Raw genomic sequence first — 16,002 nt, 5'->3', positions numbered from 1 at the left:
AACGCCGGCATTTGCCGGCGTTATGCTGTCAGGGCGCTGCGACTAAGATGGCACTAAGATAATACCGTGCTCAGCGATGACGATTTTCTTGTCTTTGTATAGGGTGCCAATGGCCTGCTTAAAGGCTTTTTTACTGACACCAAAACTGGCGTAAATTTGCTCTGGCGAGCTTTTATCGGTCAGGGCCAGCTTGCCACCATTTTGCTCCAGCTTGGCCAGAATTTGAGTAGTAAGCTCCAGCGCTTGTTTATAGGTGGCGGCGTTTAAGCGTAAGTCAATTTTGCCATCGTCGCGCACTTTCACTATATAGGCATTGAGTTTGTCGCCGCGGCGTAGCGGTTTAAACACTTCGTTTTTATACAGCACGCCCCAGTGCTGATGATTAACCACCGCTTTATAGCCAATGTCGGTTTGCTCACTGATGACAATGTCAACCTTATCGCCCGCCTGATAGGGAGCGGGCGTTTTATGCAGATGACGATCCAGTTTGCTGGAGGCGACAATACGGTTACTGTTATCAACATAACAGTACAACAGATAGCTTTGGCCCTCTTTGAGCGGAAGTTGCTGCTCGCTAAAGGGAACCAGCAAATCTTTTTTCAGGCCCCAGTTAACAAAGGCGCCAACTTTGGTGGTGGCGACCACTTGTAGCATAGCGACTTCACCGACCTTTATTTTCGGCCGTTCGGTGGTGGCAATCAGCTGATCTTCTGAATCCAGATATAAAAAGACCTCCAGCGTTTGGCCAATTTGCAGATCTTTGGGGGCGACATTATTGGGCAGTAAGATCTCACCCCAGCTTAAGCCATCAAGATAAAAGCCAAATTTAACCTGCTTTTTTACCGTTAAACGATTTATTTTTCCAAGCGCCAGCATCTGACATCCACTATTTACGCCGCCAAGGGCTTTGAACATGGCGGCTATTGTAGCGTTTTTTTGCCGCTAGTGCTGACTATTCCTTGGACCATGCTACACTGCGCGCCGTTTTAGGTAACACAGGCCAGCAATTTATGGTAGCGCAGGCGTTATTACACCCACGTAATCTTCATCAGGGCAAATATGACTTTGCGGCGCTGATTAAAGCGCAGCCCGCACTGGCAGCTTTTGTGCTAACTAAAGCCGATGGCGAGCAAAGCATTAATTTTAGTGATAATTCAGCAGTAGTAGCCCTTAATCAGGCGCTATTGGCACACTATTACCAGGTCAAGTTTTGGCAGCTGCCCGCAGGTTACTTATGCCCGCCAGTGCCCGGCCGGGCTGATTATGTCCATTACCTGGCCGACTTGCTGGCCGGTAAGGATAACGTCATTCCGCATGGTAAACAGGTTACCTTGGTTGATATTGGCACTGGTGCTAATCTTATTTATCCGATCATTGCCAGCAGTTTTTATGGCTGGCAGGTTATTGGCTCAGACATTGATGCAGTAGCGGTAAAAGCGGCACAAGCCATAGTAGCAAGTAACCCGGTATTACGTGGCCGGGTGCATATTATCAGGCAGCAAACTGCAGCGATTTTTGCCGGTGTGATAGCCGCCGGCCAGTTTGTTCACCTTACCATGTGTAACCCGCCGTTTTATGCCTCAGCAGCGGAGGCCAGCGCTGCCAGTGCACGCAAGTGGGCTAATTTGGCAAAAACACACAGCGCACAGCAGCGTAATTTTGCCGGTCAGCCACATGAGCTGTGGTGTGACGGCGGTGAGCTGGCTTTTATCAGCCAGATGATTAACGAGAGCCTGCAATTTAAACAGCAGGTAGGCTGGTTTAGCAGTTTGGTGTCGCAGCAAAAACACCTGACGCCATTACAAGCGTTATTAAAAAACGTTGGCGCGGCGCAACACCGCATTATAGAGATGCGCCAGGGGCAAAAAGTCAGCCGCATACTGGCCTGGAGTTTCTTGCCGCCAGGGCAACAGCTGCTGCATCATAGCGGCGTTAACTAAGGTATTTCACTGGTAGTGCCGCTGTGTGGCGGCTGCCCAAACGCTGCCAGATTTTTTCGTGGATAAAATAGCCTACCGTATTCACCGCCGGCTCTACTACGGCCACTAAACCACCCAATACGAAGCTTCCGGTGATCAGATAGGTAACCAAAAATGCTATGCTAAAATGCATAATGGCAAAGGTAATGGTCTTAGTCATCATTAAAACTCCTTAAAGCTGTGATGAGCTAAATGATAGCGGTTCTCGTTATTGTTTAAAGTGAATTAATGCGCTTGCGCTAATCGGAATTTTTGATAGATACGTAAAGCCTAAGCTGATAATGAAGGGTAAGGTATGGATTGGCGCCAGTGGTTAGAGGTAAAGCAGTATGAGTTTTTGCTGCAATGGTTTATGCGTCGTCAGCGTGAGCTTAACCTGGCTGCGCTGAACGAGCCGTTGGCTTATGACAATTTCAGTTTGTACGATCAGCTATGTCAGCAAATGCTAAAAGAGGCGGCTATTGCTTATGTTGAGCGCTTTTCACAGCCGGTAGCACCTATAGCGCTAACCAATATGCTGCACCTGGCTGAATTAGAGCTTGCCGGCCGGCCGACGAAAAGGCCATCCGGCAACGCGCACTAGGGTGTTGCCACTGTCGGTGTATCGATACGTTTTAACGCATCAATCAGCATTGGCTGGTCGAGTTTTTCGTTAAGTGGCAGCAGGGTGCCGGCTGACCATACCCCGAAGCTGCCATCGGTGCGCAGTATTAACATTTTATCTTTTTTAAAGCTGATAATTTCATCGCCACTGATGGTCAGCTTAGGTAAGCTCAGTGGCTTTTGCAGGTTGTCACCCAGCCAGCTTGCATGGTCGTTGCAACCGGCCTGCGCCAGTAGGGTCGGCACTATGTCTAAGTGCTGCGTTACGCTGTGTGGTTGCAGTTGGTGCAGTGCCGACCAGTTACTCCAGGCGGGTACCGGCGCCAGGCGAAATTGCGCAGAGCTGGCATTAAGTGATAACAAAAGCACATTAGTGTACTGCTGATACAGCGCCAAATGCTGCTCTGGACTGTTATCAAACACGATGGCAAATTGCCCCGGCGTACCTGTCGCTACCCAGGGAAGCTGTGGCAGCTCAGTGCTATCTTGCCGGCTTATGCTGACACCTTGCGCCGTTGTTTGGTTAAGCCAACCGGGTGCTTGCTGCAAACTGCCCAGCGCCTGCTGTTGTTCAGTGTTAAAGGTGCTGTAAACCAGGTTTAACAGTGCCTCGCTCGCCTGTGTCGGAGCAAAATGCTGCTCCAGTGGTTTTAGCTTCAGGCTTCGCAGTACGGGCTGGTGCTGTTCATTTAGCACAGCACTGATAATCACTACTGTAGCTGCGCCTTGCCGGGTGGCTTCGCAATAGAGTTCGTTGTTTGAGCCTGTGCTGGCTGGCAGGTTAAGTTTATCCAGCTGCAACTGTGCCCGGCGGTTTAAATCGACCAATTGATAACGTGCTAACAGGGTTTTTGCTGTAGCAGGGTATGACAGTGGTAAGACATTATCCTGGCGGGTCACATCATAATTTAAGTTAGCATCCGCATAGATATGGATCAGGTGGCTTAAGCTGAAACTGCCAATAAACACCGTTAAGGCAATACCGCCGATACCGGTTTGTTTTAAGCGTTCCACTTTTTTCCAGCAGTAGTTGCTCAGAGTAAGTTGCAACGCCAGCAGGATGGCGCCTACGGCCAGTACGATCAGCACAAAGTTGCGCAGGTTCGTCACAATTTGCTGGCGCAGTAAATCTATTGCCTGCTCTAAAGACGCACTGCCAATGTGATACCCCAGATGGGCGTACACATAGGCATCAAAAATCAACACTACCAGCGCACAACTGGCCAGCACGGCGGCCAGGCCACGCACGTGGCGCTGGTAAGGGAAGATCAGCGAGACCGGAAAAATGGTTAAGATAAAAAATAAAAAACACAAAAAGGCAGTATGGCCTATCCAATTCAGCGGCAGATATAACTGACCTAACAAAGTGGCAGGCAGGGGTTCCGACAACCAGTACACCGAAGTGATACCCAGCGCCAGTAGAATATTAAAAAAGCAGAACCAGTGGCCCCAGTTCAGCAGGCGGTTAACTTTTTTAACCAGCGACAGGTTGTTTTCCAGCACCATAGGGTGTTAGCCAGCTTTAATGTTAACGGCATCCACTAATGCCTGATTAAAATGACTGACCACGGCCTGGCGCTGTGCTGGCGGTACACTGCTATTAACGACATGGCTAATCGCATTACCCAGACACATCAGGCTAAGTTCGGTAGTGGCTTTTTCGCTGTGCAACACATCCAGCAACTGATTAACCAGTTTCTCAATCTGCGCGGTAGAATACTTTGATACAATTGGCATGAATTATCCGCAAGTTATGTGGTGTAAACAGGTAGAATAGTATCAGAATTCATTTTAAACAGGAAAAGTTATGTCTGTAGATGTGCAGCAGTTGGCGATTAATTATCTGGAACTGGATGAACAAGCGTTAAGTAAAGCGCATTACCGGCCAGCCTTGGTTACGCCTACCGCCGCCGTGGCACACTTGGTAGAGCAATTGCATCTGGCCTATAACGGTAAACCCGCCAAAGGTTATGCGGCCTTTAGTGCTGATAAAGATCCGCAGGTGGCCTCGGTGCTGGGCGACTGGCAAAAACAAAACAGTGACTTTATGGTGCTGGCCAATACGGCCACCGCGGCGCTGGAGCAGCAGCTGCAAGCGCACCAATTACCGGAAAGCGGTTATTTGCTGATTTGTCATTACCGCTATTTAGCCAGCGACTATCTGCTGTTTTGTTTGTTGGGCAGTAAGGACCATTTCTCTTTAACCGAGGAATTGGAGCTGGCAACGTCGCGCCATTTAGATATTGCCCGTATGCAGTTAGCCGCGCGCATTGATTTAACCGAGTATCAAAGCTCGCCGGAGCAGGGCAAATACATCAGTTTTATCCGTGGCCGGGCCGGGCGTAAAGTCGCCGACTTCTTTCTCGACTTTCTCGGTTGTGAGGAAGGCACCGATGCTAAAGCCAATAGCAAAGTGGTACTGGCCAGTGTCGAAGAGTATTTTGCTGCTGCTGATTTTGACAGCACAGAGAAAAACGATGCGCGTAAACAGGTATACAGTTACTGCGAAGAGCGCGCCAAGGCAGGGCAAGACGTGGTATTAACCGAATTGTCGGCCGTGATTGACGAGCAGGAGCAACAAGGGTTTTTACGCTATTGCCAGGAGCAGCAGTTGCAGGTAGCCGAGCAGTTTCCGGTTGAAGTAAAAGAGCTGAAAAAACTGATAAAATTTAGCGGTCAGGGCGCAGGTTTATCACTGAGCTTCGAACAAAAACTGCTGGGTGATCGTGTGCAGTATGATCCGCATAGCGATACCTTACTAATTAAAGGGACTCCACCGAACCTGCGCGATCAGCTGCAACGTTTTATTCAGGGTTACTCGGCGTTTGATCGTGCTGAGCCGGGTGCTGAGTAGTCTCGGTCTGCGCTATTTGTTGCGCCTTTTTGGTTTTATCAGCGCCAGCGTTAACTTTCGCTGGCGGCAGCTTGATCTTAGCAAGATGCTTTACCAGCAGGATATTGCTGATCACAACACCAAAAGCCAGCAACAGCGCCCAAAACAGTGGCCAGTTCATGGTGGTGGGCAAATATTGCTAATGTAGCGCTGATACAGGGCGTCAAGGTGTGTTAACACCAACGCCTGGCCAGCTATAGGGTGTTGCTCTAAGCAGTGTTTCAGCAGTGCCGGGCTAAATTGCGCCAGGTATTCGCAAGCGACCGGTTGATAACTTAAGTGCCACGGCTCGGCGGCTACACCGCCCTGATAACGCTGATATGGCAAGAAGAAGCCATAGCGGGCGCTATGCTGGTTAAGCCAGCAGGCTAAGCGGTAAAAAGGCCCGTTGGTGCCATATTCAGCCGGTGTCAGTTGCAGTTGGTAGTCTGCAGTTACCGCCGCTGCATCATATAAATCCAGATCGGTGCCCCAGTGATGGCGGCTGGCGCCAGGCAGGGCAGAGTACAGCAGTATTGCCTCAAGTTTGGCCAGCCCAGCTAGTTGCTTAATGACGACTGCTTGGCCATTTTGGTCAAGCACCGGTTTTTGGCCACTGAATTTAGCCTGCCAGATATGCGCCTGACGCTCAAAAGAGCGAAAGGATGATGCTACGCGAATGGCGATACCGTCACGCAGTGCTGCAGCGCACAAGGCCGCAAAAGGCGCAGCAACCTCTGCATGCAGTTTAACGCCTTGTGCGTTTTGCACTAAGTGTCGCTCGGTTAAGCCGGTAAGCACAGCCTCATCGCATAGGATCATAAACTCAGCTCAAGTTGCTCCAGTACCGCTTCGTACATTTTAGTCAGTTGCTCTAAATCGGTTACTGACACGCATTCGTTTACTTTATGAATGGTGGCATTACAAGGGCCAAGTTCAACTACCTGTGCACCGGTGGGAGCAATAAAGCGGCCATCAGAGGTACCTCCGCTGGTTTCAAGCCGTGGCTCGAAGCCTTGCACCTGATATATCGCTTTTACCGTTGCTTCGACCAGCGAGCCTTTATCGGTCAGGAAGGGCAACCCGTTTAACGTCCAGTTAAGGCTGTAATTTAAGCCGTGACGGTCCAGTAAGGCAGTTACCCGTTGTTGCAATTGCTCTGCAGTGCTCTCGGTGCTGTAGCGAAAATTGAACATTACCTTTAATTCACCCGGGATTACGTTAGACGCGCCCGTGCCGGCATGGATATTAGCAATTTGAAAACTGGTGGCCGGAAAGTAGGCATTACCTTGATCCCAGTGCTCGGCAGCAAGCTCTGCTAACGCTGCGGCCGCTTTATGCACCGGGTTTTCTGCCAGCTGCGGATAAGCAACATGGCCCTGAATGCCTTTGACCAGTAAGTTGCCGGTAAGCGAGCCGCGGCGACCGTTTTTCACTACATCACCGGCTTTATTACTGCTGGATGGCTCGCCGACGATGCACCAGGTGATTTTCTCATTGCGGGCTTCCAGCGTTTCAATAACCCTTTTGGTGCCATTAATAAAAGGCCCTTCTTCATCGCTGGTAATAAGATACGCCAGGTCAAATTTTGGCGTAGGGTAACGCTGTAAAAAGCGCTCAGTGGCCACGATCATCGCTGCCAGGCTGCCTTTCATATCGGCCGCACCGCGACCATACAGGGTATCGCCGATCACCGTGGGTTCAAACGGCGGCGTGTGCCAGTGCTCCAGCGGGCCGGTAGGCACCACGTCGGTGTGGCCGGCAAAGCAAAAAACCGGCTTGTTACTGCCACGGCGCGCCCACATATTTAACGTATCTTCAAAGTGCATCACTTCAATGTCAAAGCCGACAGCGGCCAGGCGCTGCGCCATTAACTGCTGACAGCCGGCATCTTCCGGCGTAACAGACGGGCGGCCGATAAGCTCCCGCGTAAGTTCAATAACATCACTCATGCAGATATTCCAAACAGGCGTTGATAGTCAGCAGGTTTAAAGCCCAGCAAGTACTGGTTGTTATGCACCAACAAAGGCCTTTTAATCATAGTCGGTTGTGCCAGCATCAAGGTCAGCGCTTTTTGCTCGTTTATGCCGGCTTTATCAGCCTCGCTTAACTGGCGGTAAGTGGTGCCGCGGGTGTTTAGCAGGTTCTGCCAGCCGCAATGCCTTGCAAACTCTGTCAGTTGCTCAGCAGTTAAACCATCCAGGCGATAATCAATAAACTGATAGGGGATTTGCAGCTGCTCCAGCCAGGCTCTGGCTTTTTTTATCGTATCGCAATTTTTAATACCGTACAGCGTGGTCATAGAGGGGCGTTCTCACTAGCATTATCGGATGTGCGGCAAAGTGTACCTTTTGCAAACTGAACAACCAAGTGTTGCGTAATACCTTTGCGTTATAACACAGAACCGGCTAAACAGGCGCAAATACACGCCAATATTACAGCAATGCGTTATTTTTGTGTCTTTTACATTAAACTTTGCCGAAATAGGCATTTTTATAACTAATTAGCAGGCTTATTTTGCTTCAGATGCTGTAGTGTATTGCTTGGTGTTGTCCACAGAATTTGTGGATAACTTTGTGTGTAACGCTGTTTAATTTATTTAAGCTATTGTTTTTTAATAATTAGTTTGGTTGGCATGTTTTTTGTTTGTTTTCACTGCAGTTGTTCTTAAGTAGAAAATGACGAAAACAGCAGCTTATTCACGTTATGAATAGCAACTAAGCTAACGGATCAGCTTGGCAGGCGATAAAACACCAGTTTAGCCTTTGCTAATTGACAAAAGCGCAGCGCAGTAACGGTTGTCGCGGTGTCGAAGAACGCGGCAGAGGTAATACAGGCTGTTTTGTGCTATCGTTGTAACAAGCTGAGAATGGGAGTTTAACCATGCAGTATCCGCTATACGCTACCGTGAAAGCTGGCCGGGAGTACAGTAAGCTATGGCCGGCAAAGCCGGAGCTGAACAGTATTTTCATTGAGAATAAGGTAATTTTATTCACTACCTTAAGTAGCAAACTGCTGCCGCTGATGGCGCTGTTGGTGGCACTGTTGCAGTTTTGGTATCTGGGTAACGAACATCTGGGGCAGATCGTCGCCAGCATGCTGTTGGTGGCGTCTGTGCCGCTGCAGGGTTGGTACTGGTTAGGTGTGCGTGCCGCTACGCCTTTGCCGCCCTCTGTTGCCAGTTGGTACCAGCAAGTACGGCAGAAAATGCAGCAGCAGGGGATTGAGCTAAAGCCACTGTCACAGCCGTGGCGTTACAAAGATTTAGCGGCTTTATTGCAAAAAGCCTATCAGCAGCTGGATAAAAGTTTTGTTGTCCAGTGGTTATAGCCGCAACGGGCTACAACCACTTAGCCTGGCCAGCATTAGCTAAATACAGACCAGACCGGGGCATGATCGGAAGGGCGCTCAATCCCGCGCAACTCATAATCGATACCACTTTCAATGCAGCGCTGTGCCAGCGGTGCTGTTGCCATAATCACATCAATGCGCAGGCCGCGGTTGTCGTCAAAGCCTTTTGAGCGATAGTCGAACCAGCTGTATTGGGTGCTGACATCCGGATGCAGTGCCCGAAAGGTGTCTACCAGTCCCCAATCTTTTAACTGCTGTAACCAGGCGCGTTCTTCCGGCAAAAACGAGGTTTTGCCTTCGCGTAACCAGCGTTTGGCATTGGCTTCACCGATACCAATATCTAAATCGACAGGCGAGATATTAATATCACCAATCACCGCCAGATGCTCGGTTGGGTTGTGATGGGTGAGCAAATACTGTTGTAAATCGGCATAGAATTTCGTTTTGGCCGGAAACTTTATCGGGTGGTCGCGGTTTTCGCCCTGCGGAAAGTACCCGTTCAGTACGGTGACAGGGGTACCATCGGCCAGGCTAAAACGGCCAATCAGCATACGGCGCTGTGCATCCGCTGCATCCGTCGGAAAACCGTACTGCATCGTCGTCGCTGGCTGCTTGCTTAGCATTGCCACGCCATAATGGCCTTTCTGACCAAAATGATAAACGTGATAACCCATGGCTTGCACTTCTGCCAGCGGAAACTCATCGTCATGTACTTTAATTTCCTGCAGACCGATGATGTCTGGCTGATGTTTATCAATCAAGGCTTGTAGCTGATGTAGCCTTGCGCGAATGCCATTGATATTAAAAGAGATAATTTTCATTAACTGGCGGTTCCCATAAACTGATACGTTGGCAAAGTGGCCGGATGATAACACTTTATCGCCGGCTATGGCACAATAGCCGCTATTGAATATGGCCGCAAAGTGGCGTCGGATGACAGTGTCTTATCAGCTGGTGTACAGCGCAAAACGTCGCAGTGTGGCGTTACAGATTAAACAGGGCCAGTTGACAGTGAGGGCTCCCTTAGGCATCAGTGAGGCCGATATTCAGCGCCTGCTTGTTGCGAAGCAGCCCTGGATTGATAAGCACCTACAGTACGCCAAAGCACAAGTGGCACCGGATTGGCTGGCGCTTAAACAGCTGCCATTTCAGCAGTGCCAGTTAACCCTGAATGTGCAGGTCTCGACACAGTCTGACGTTCGTTTGGTTGACGACAGGCTGCAGGTAAGCCTGTCATCGCGTTGCCAGGCGAAAAACCTCGGGACGCATGCCCGCAAGCAGATAAAACGCTGGTATCAACAGCAAGCACAGCAGTGGTTTGGCCAGCGTTTAGCCTACTGGCAGCAGGAAATGAAACTGACAGCAACACAGTTTGTTATCGGTGACTGGAAAAGCCGTTGGGGTTATTGCAACAGTAAAGCGGAGCTTGGCTTCAACTGGCGTTTAATGATGGTGCCTTGCTGGGTCGCAGACTATGTGGTGGTACATGAACTGGCCCATCTGCGCCATTTGAACCATTCAGCAAAGTTCTGGCAGTTGGTGCATAAGCATTATCCTAAAGCCAGAGAAGCGGCCGAGTTCTTAAAGCAAAATCAGTACTGGATGAACATATAAAAAAGCGCCGGCGGTTAAGCCGGCGTAAACACTAGGACATCGGAACAGGAGAGATTCAGTATCACCTAACAACTACTGAAGCTTATGACGATGGCTGGGGTAAATAATTCAAAATTTTTTTCAGTTTTTTTCTAAAGCGGATTTTGCTTTTCCAGCCTGACCTGGTTTAAGCTCCACGCCAGCAACAGGGCACTTATGATAATCAGACAGCCGGCATGGCTGCATTGCTTTTGGACTCTAGGTTATGACCAATATTTTACGCCTGCAACAACTGGCAAAGCTTCTTGATATAACCCGCTTGCAAGACGACGATACGGTTAGCGGTTTTGACAGCTGGCTTAATAGCTTACCGCAGTTGTCTGCGGCAGCTTACTGTGTGTATCCGCAATATTTGCAAACCTTGTCGCAGTGGCCGGGCTTTAAAGTGCCAGCTAAACTGGCCACAGTGGTCAATTTCCCGTCTGGCGATTTGGCCACAGATCTGGTGTGCGAGCAGATCCAGCAGGCCTTGATGTTAGGCGCTGATGAAATTGACTGTGTTTTGCCTTATAAAGCCTTACTGCGTGGCGAGCAGGGCTATGTAAAAAATTTTTTATATGATGTGCGCCAGCAAAGCCAGGGCAAGTGTTTAAAAGTGATTATTGAGTCTGGTGAGTTGTTAACGGCACAGCAAATCACTAAAGCGACAGAGCTGGTGATTGACTGCGGCGCCGACTTTGTGAAATCGTCAACCGGTAAAACAGCGGTGGGTATTACTGAGGAAGCCGCCCGTATTATGCTGACCGTCATCTCAGCTGCAGACCGAGAAGTTGGGTTTAAGGCATCCGGTGGCGTAAGAACGTTGCAACAGGCACTTCAGCTGGTGCAATGGTATGAAGATATTACCGGGCGCGTGGCAACGGCAGAAGGCATGCGCATTGGCGCCAGTACGCTGGCTACAGAGCTTGCTCAGGCGTTGGCAGTCAAGTGAGTAACGGCAGAACTTATTGGTTAACGTTGGAACTGATAAATTAGCGTCTGAACTCGTCGCGTAGTTTATCAAATTGCTGCAGTAGCTCTTTGTAACGTATACGGTGATGTTCCGGCAGCGGCATGTTGTCGACGATGCGGAAGGTTTTTTTGCATCGTTCAAACAACTCTCTGGATTTATTTTTCTGTTGTTTGTTCAGTTGCTGGATAGAAGCCTGGATCAGGTTAAGTGCACAGCCGGTATTCATCGGTGCCAGGTCCAGTGCCGCTTCAAAGTGTTTGATCGCGGCACTAAAGTTACCCTCTTTATAACTGTTAATGCCGGCTTTGTTCAGCTCACCAAACTGCTGCTGTTTTTCATCAACAAACTGTTGCTGCTCGCTAAACAGGGTTTTTAACAGGGGATTTTTCATCAGCTCTGCCGGTAGCAGTTTGGTCAACGTATTGGCTTGCTCAAACTCACCGATTTGGTTTAGCAGAAATATGGCATCCGGTAAAATCTGATGCTGTTCGGGCAACTGATCTGCCACGGCGGCAAAGGTTTTTTTCGCCTGATACTGCGCACCACTTAATGACTCCAGCCTGGCCTGACACAAGGCTTCGAACAGCTCAAAATTGATTTCCCGTGTCATACCCTCATCACGCTTTACCCGTTGCAGCGCCAGTGATACTTCCTGCAAATAGCGGTTACGCTGCGCTGGATCTGTAGTGCGTACGGCGGCATCGATCACGGTGCGGATATAATTAAGCAGGTGCATGATGTCCTGCTTAATAGATCGCCTGGTAATCTCGTACAATTGTTTACTGGCCTGTACTTGTTGCGGCAGGTTGTCGAGCTGGCGGGCAATTTCCAATACCAGATATTGTCTGTTCATGCTGTAGGGGGCTATTTCGGCTGCCGCGAGTATACTGCTGAAGGCCGCATCCAGGTTACCCAGGGCCAGGTAATTCTGCGCCTGTATATCGAAAGCTTCGGCAAAATAGCGGTTATCCTCAATCGCTTCCTGGCATAACAACAGGCTTTCATCAAACCGCTGTAATTCAAAACACAATCTGGCTTGCAGTAACAGGGCCCAGCCGTTGCGGCGCTGAGACAGGCTGCTCTGTAATATTTGTTCAGCTTCCGCGTAGCGTTTTAACGCCAGGAGGTTTTCTACCAATACCCGGCGGCAAAACTGTTGATAGCGGCTCTCTGTGCTTAACTCCTGCTGACACAGCTCGACTACATGCTGGGCTTCATCATCATAGAGCGCCTGATAAATTGCTGATAGCTGAGTTTTCTTGCGCTGAATGCGTTGGATCCTGCTGCGCAATACACTTTGTGAGAAGGGTTTAACTAAATAATCATCCGGTTCCAGCTCCACGGCACTCATCACCATGGGTACGGTATTTTCGCCGGTAACCAGCATAAAAATGCTGTGTGGCGCCAGAAGTTTTTTCTCACGCAAATCTTCCAGCAATTGTTTGCCGTTTTTGCCGATCCCTAAATGGTAATCAACAAACAGGATGTCATAGTTGATGTTGGCGCATTTAGCTAACGCCTGCTCACCGGTTGGCGCAAAGGCGACATTGGTAGCGCCCATAGAGTACAAGATACCTTTAAACATCAGTTGAAAGGCACGTTGATCGTCAACGATGAGCACGCGTTGATTTTCAAGCGTCTTGTTATCCATCAGCACCACAAAAAACTAATTTTAATTAAGCTAAGTGTCGGAAATATCGGCCGCTTTAGCAAGATAATTAGTTTTTTCCGAGAAGAAAACCAAGCTGTAATCTGGTGTTGTACTAAATTTGCTGAGGGGCTGAAAGACGAGGGGGATAAATAATGACAGTAAAGAAGTGAAATGGTGGAGGGGGAAGGATTCGAACCTTCGAAGGCAGTGCCGGCAGATTTACAGTCTGATCCCTTTGGCCACTCGGGAACCCCTCCACGAGTGGACGGCATATTATCAAACTGACTTTTGATGTAAAGCCATTTACTAAACTTTTTTATCTGACTGCCGATAATTGCAGCAAGGCATTTCATTGCGTGATGAAGGACATATTCAGCCGATGGTAATTAATGAATGGCAGCTAGATGTAAAGCTAAATCAGGCATTGCATCAGGCGCACAGGGCCGATTTTGCGCTGTATTTATCGTTGTTGTCACCAGAGGTAGAAGAAGCCGCTCAATTTTATACGCCAGAGCCTGTTACAGAACCTAAGCCCGACCGACTGCGTCAACAACTGGGGATAGATACGTCTGCAGCACGCCGCTTTGCGTTACAAGACGGGGATCTCGATAGGTTGTTGCAACATAGTATTGCATTACAACATGGGGGCATGTCGCAGTTAAAGTTAACCAGTTATCTTAACCCTGGGCCGCTGGCACAGTTTGATGAACAAAAACGTATCAGAGGCGATGTGTGGCGGAATTTGAGTTTGCATGCCCGTCGTCATCTAACCGCTGAAGCCGTTCATAAAATGCCGGCTGATCCCACTGCGTTATATGAAGTGTTACAACAGCTGCATCAAAATAAAGCGGCATAACATGGTACTCTGCAGATGCGTACTTCAGCGTTTACATCTGGCCCGATGGGATATGCGCAGTACAGTGCTTAAACTTTTTACCACTGCCGCACGGACACTTGTCATTACGGCTAATTTTTATTGCTGGGGCGTCTGTCAGAATGCCGTCAAGGTAATACCAGCGATGTTCATAAACAAAACGGGAGCGCTCGTTGAACTGCTGTAATACATTATCCTGTAAATAACGCACGGTAAAATCAACAAAGCCCCCGGTATCCGTTTGCTCGCTGCTGTTTACCTGTAACGCGATAAAATGACAGCTGTCAGCAAACTGCTTAATGGCTGCCAGGCTATTTTCCCGCTGTTTAGATGGATGGTAGGTGTCCAAAATGTAGGCTATTTCGTGACTGCAATAAGCACTGTATCGAGATCGCATTAACTGTTCACAGGTTTGCGCCGCTGTGGCACCTGTTAATAGCGGCTGACAGCAAAGGCTGAAGTCTTGCCCTGAGTGACAATAGCACAACATAGTATCCGCTCATTTATAGAATAAGACGGGGTATCATACCCTAGCGTAGTCTTATTGTCGGCATGCCGCTATTACGTCTTAATTCACTCTTTAGTCGTTAGTGTGGCAGTGTCATGCCAGAGAGCTGCTCTGCCTGATAAAAAAGTACATTGTTTACTTTGGCCAGCTGCTGGCAACACGGCAATGCACCTGGACATAATGCCTTGGCAAAGTTTACCACTAGCTGGCAAGTGCCTGAGCTTAATGCGCGTACTAAGGTGGCGTTAAGGTCAGATATCTGTTTTTCATGTATCACCAGTATCTTATTTAGCGGCAATTGGTATCGTGTTAGCCAGCTTTTACTGGGTAAGTTGTTGGGTGCTATCAGTAAGATCCAGCCCGGTGTATTTTCAGAGCGTTTCAATAACTGCAGTAAATTATCTTGTGTATCGTCAGCCCTAGCGCTGCCAGCCATATAGCTTGCCTGTGACGGTTTACTCAGAGTTACTAAAGATTCTGCCGCGTTATTTAACGAGATGCCGGATAGGTGGTTATACATAGCTTCCTCTACATGTCTATTTGTACAGTGTATGCATATACAGTAGTTTGGCTTTGTGCGAAAAGCAAGCAATTAATGACGCTAAGTGAGTCATATTTACTGGCTAGACCATTCATAAGGTAAATTTGAGTACAATGGCACGCTTATTAGTTACATGAGTTGAAAGCGAATGCTGCTAGAACAATACGTGAATCAGAATGCTGAAGGTTTCAGCTTTAGCCGTAAACAGGCTAGTGAATTTGCTAAGCAGGTTGCGACGGATTTCAATCCGATACACGATGAGGACGCTAAACGTTTCTGCGTGCCCGGAGACCTGCTATTTGCTTATTTGTTAACGCGCTACGGTATCACTGAGCAACTTAGTTGTCAGTTTTCTGGCATGGTAGCGGCAGACGTATTACTGCAATGCAAAGAGCAACCAAACCTGATCACGATTTGTGATAGCCAGGATAAAACATACTTATCTTTGCAGCACAGTGGCGCGAGTCAGCATGACCTGAGTGTCATAGAGCCATTGATCCGTGATTATGTGAAATTCTCTGGCCAGAATTTCCCTCATATATTACAGCCACTGATGCAGCAGCATCAGGTTATGATTAACCCACAACGGCCATTGGTGATATACGAAAGCATGGCGTTAAGCTTTTTTAGATTACCGCAATATAAGGTGGAACTGCGCCTGACGGCTTCCTCTTTATCTGTCGAGGGGAAGCGAGGTAATGCATTGTTGGAATTTGCGTTAAGTGAGCAGGGCGAGCAAATTGGCAAAGGCGAGAAGCGCATGATTTTAAGTAATCTGATGCCCTACGATGAGAGCCAGATGCAACAAATGGTGGCTGAATATAATAGCCGTAAGGTCGCGGCCTGAGCTGTTGGTTAATTAATCGCCATATGATCGTCATTTCTGTATGTCCCGCTTGCGGCCCTTAAAAAACGGCCTATAATGCGCGCCGCATGTCATGCGGGGCGCGTAGCTGGGTGCTGCGGTTTGGGTGCTTCGGGTGAGTTAAGTTAGGTTGCAAAAATCTTTTAAAAAGAC

Annotated in this window: 20 protein-coding genes and 1 tRNA gene; 8 read left to right on the top strand and 13 right to left on the bottom strand. The window is 48.7% G+C overall.

What is annotated here, in order from left to right:
• Positions 1-42: 42 nt before the first annotated feature.
• The gene (locus RNAN_RS15570) at positions 43-876 is read right to left on the bottom strand and encodes a CvfB family protein (RefSeq protein ID WP_008223524.1); all 834 of its coding nucleotides are present in this window, start codon (positions 874-876) and stop codon (positions 43-45) included.
• An 83-nt stretch (positions 877-959) separates the two neighbouring features.
• Here RNAN_RS15570 and rlmF point away from each other — a divergent pair, with 83 nt between their 5' ends.
• Positions 960-1,940 carry a 23S rRNA (adenine(1618)-N(6))-methyltransferase RlmF gene (gene rlmF, locus RNAN_RS15565; RefSeq protein ID WP_237739939.1) on the top strand — a complete coding sequence of 327 codons (981 nt, stop codon included), beginning with the start codon at positions 960-962 and terminating at the stop codon, positions 1,938-1,940.
• Here rlmF and RNAN_RS15560 read toward each other — a convergent pair.
• On the bottom strand, positions 1,933-2,142 hold the full coding sequence (locus RNAN_RS15560) for a DUF2061 domain-containing protein (protein ID WP_008223521.1): 210 nt from the start codon (positions 2,140-2,142) through the stop codon (positions 1,933-1,935). The genes rlmF and RNAN_RS15560 overlap by 8 nt on opposite strands.
• 132 nt (positions 2,143-2,274) lie before the next feature.
• Here RNAN_RS15560 and RNAN_RS15555 point away from each other — a divergent pair, with 132 nt between their 5' ends.
• A complete protein-coding gene (locus tag RNAN_RS15555) occupies positions 2,275-2,562 on the top strand; it encodes a hypothetical protein (protein WP_008223519.1) in 288 nt (95 codons plus the stop codon).
• Here RNAN_RS15555 and RNAN_RS15550 read toward each other — a convergent pair.
• Positions 2,559-4,088 carry a DUF3413 domain-containing protein gene (locus RNAN_RS15550; protein WP_008223517.1) on the bottom strand — a complete coding sequence of 510 codons (1,530 nt, stop codon included), beginning with the start codon at positions 4,086-4,088 and terminating at the stop codon, positions 2,559-2,561. The genes RNAN_RS15555 and RNAN_RS15550 overlap by 4 nt on opposite strands.
• A 6-nt stretch (positions 4,089-4,094) precedes the next feature.
• Positions 4,095-4,319 carry a YejL family protein gene (locus tag RNAN_RS15545; RefSeq protein ID WP_008223516.1) on the bottom strand — a complete coding sequence of 75 codons (225 nt, stop codon included), beginning with the start codon at positions 4,317-4,319 and terminating at the stop codon, positions 4,095-4,097.
• Positions 4,320-4,389: 70 nt separating this feature from the next.
• On the opposite strand from RNAN_RS15545, the gene yejK reads away from it, so the two are divergent.
• Positions 4,390-5,436 carry a nucleoid-associated protein YejK gene (yejK, locus tag RNAN_RS15540; protein WP_008223515.1) on the top strand — a complete coding sequence of 349 codons (1,047 nt, stop codon included), beginning with the start codon at positions 4,390-4,392 and terminating at the stop codon, positions 5,434-5,436.
• Here yejK and RNAN_RS19550 read toward each other — a convergent pair.
• From RNAN_RS19550 to RNAN_RS15520, 4 genes are read right to left on the bottom strand one after another with little or no spacing between them, the layout of a single operon-like run.
• A complete protein-coding gene (locus RNAN_RS19550) occupies positions 5,387-5,596 on the bottom strand; it encodes a DUF2897 family protein (RefSeq protein WP_008223514.1) in 210 nt (69 codons plus the stop codon). The genes yejK and RNAN_RS19550 overlap by 50 nt on opposite strands.
• Positions 5,593-6,276 carry a M15 family metallopeptidase gene (locus tag RNAN_RS15530; protein ID WP_008223513.1) on the bottom strand — a complete coding sequence of 228 codons (684 nt, stop codon included), beginning with the start codon at positions 6,274-6,276 and terminating at the stop codon, positions 5,593-5,595. The genes RNAN_RS19550 and RNAN_RS15530 overlap by 4 nt, the downstream gene beginning before the upstream one ends.
• Entirely contained in the window at positions 6,273-7,406 is a 1,134-nt protein-coding gene (gene dapE, locus RNAN_RS15525) for a succinyl-diaminopimelate desuccinylase (protein WP_008223512.1), read from the bottom strand. The genes RNAN_RS15530 and dapE overlap by 4 nt, the downstream gene beginning before the upstream one ends.
• On the bottom strand, positions 7,403-7,756 hold the full coding sequence (locus tag RNAN_RS15520; protein WP_008223510.1) for an ArsC family reductase: 354 nt from the start codon (positions 7,754-7,756) through the stop codon (positions 7,403-7,405). The genes dapE and RNAN_RS15520 overlap by 4 nt, the downstream gene beginning before the upstream one ends.
• A 581-nt stretch (positions 7,757-8,337) precedes the next feature.
• On the opposite strand from RNAN_RS15520, the gene yfbV reads away from it, so the two are divergent.
• Positions 8,338-8,784 (top strand): terminus macrodomain insulation protein YfbV, encoded by a 447-nt coding sequence (yfbV, locus tag RNAN_RS15515; protein ID WP_008223507.1) that lies wholly within the window; start codon positions 8,338-8,340, stop codon positions 8,782-8,784.
• A 35-nt stretch (positions 8,785-8,819) separates the two neighbouring features.
• Here yfbV and xthA read toward each other — a convergent pair whose 3' ends face one another.
• Positions 8,820-9,626 (bottom strand): exodeoxyribonuclease III, encoded by an 807-nt coding sequence (xthA, locus tag RNAN_RS15510; protein ID WP_040552336.1) that lies wholly within the window; start codon positions 9,624-9,626, stop codon positions 8,820-8,822.
• 112 nt (positions 9,627-9,738) lie between these two features.
• Between xthA and RNAN_RS15505 the strand changes: the two genes are divergently transcribed.
• On the top strand, positions 9,739-10,419 hold the full coding sequence (locus RNAN_RS15505) for a M48 family metallopeptidase (protein WP_008223502.1): 681 nt from the start codon (positions 9,739-9,741) through the stop codon (positions 10,417-10,419).
• Positions 10,420-10,663: 244 nt separating this feature from the next.
• Positions 10,664-11,389 (top strand): deoxyribose-phosphate aldolase, encoded by a 726-nt coding sequence (deoC, locus tag RNAN_RS15500; RefSeq protein WP_008223501.1) that lies wholly within the window; start codon positions 10,664-10,666, stop codon positions 11,387-11,389.
• A 40-nt stretch (positions 11,390-11,429) separates the two neighbouring features.
• Here deoC and RNAN_RS15495 read toward each other — a convergent pair whose 3' ends face one another.
• Together RNAN_RS15495 and RNAN_RS15490 are read right to left on the bottom strand one after the other, a co-directional pair.
• On the bottom strand, positions 11,430-13,061 hold the full coding sequence (locus tag RNAN_RS15495) for a tetratricopeptide repeat-containing response regulator (RefSeq protein WP_008223497.1): 1,632 nt from the start codon (positions 13,059-13,061) through the stop codon (positions 11,430-11,432).
• Between the two features lie 172 nt (positions 13,062-13,233).
• Positions 13,234-13,318, bottom strand: a tRNA-Tyr gene (locus RNAN_RS15490).
• Positions 13,319-13,413: 95 nt separating this feature from the next.
• On the opposite strand from RNAN_RS15490, the gene RNAN_RS15485 reads away from it, so the two are divergent.
• Positions 13,414-13,917, top strand: a complete 504-nt coding sequence (locus RNAN_RS15485) for a VC2046/SO_2500 family protein (RefSeq protein ID WP_148275762.1) — start codon at positions 13,414-13,416, stop codon at positions 13,915-13,917.
• A 31-nt stretch (positions 13,918-13,948) separates the two neighbouring features.
• Here the strand turns inward: RNAN_RS15485 and RNAN_RS15480 are convergent, their stop codons facing one another.
• Positions 13,949-14,425 (bottom strand): YchJ family protein, encoded by a 477-nt coding sequence (locus RNAN_RS15480; protein WP_008223494.1) that lies wholly within the window; start codon positions 14,423-14,425, stop codon positions 13,949-13,951.
• A 97-nt stretch (positions 14,426-14,522) separates the two neighbouring features.
• Positions 14,523-14,963, bottom strand: a complete 441-nt coding sequence (locus RNAN_RS18780; protein WP_008223491.1) for a SulA-like leucine-rich domain-containing protein — start codon at positions 14,961-14,963, stop codon at positions 14,523-14,525.
• Positions 14,964-15,132: 169 nt separating this feature from the next.
• On the opposite strand from RNAN_RS18780, the gene RNAN_RS15470 reads away from it, so the two are divergent.
• Positions 15,133-15,831, top strand: a complete 699-nt coding sequence (locus RNAN_RS15470; protein ID WP_008223489.1) for a DUF3581 family protein — start codon at positions 15,133-15,135, stop codon at positions 15,829-15,831.
• The last annotated feature ends 171 nt before the right edge of the window (positions 15,832-16,002 follow it).

It is taken from the genome of Rheinheimera nanhaiensis E407-8 (assembly GCF_000296695.1).
Classification (GTDB): Bacteria; Pseudomonadota; Gammaproteobacteria; order Enterobacterales; family Alteromonadaceae; genus Alishewanella; species Alishewanella nanhaiensis.
This window is presented reverse-complemented; position numbering and strand designations above follow the sequence as displayed.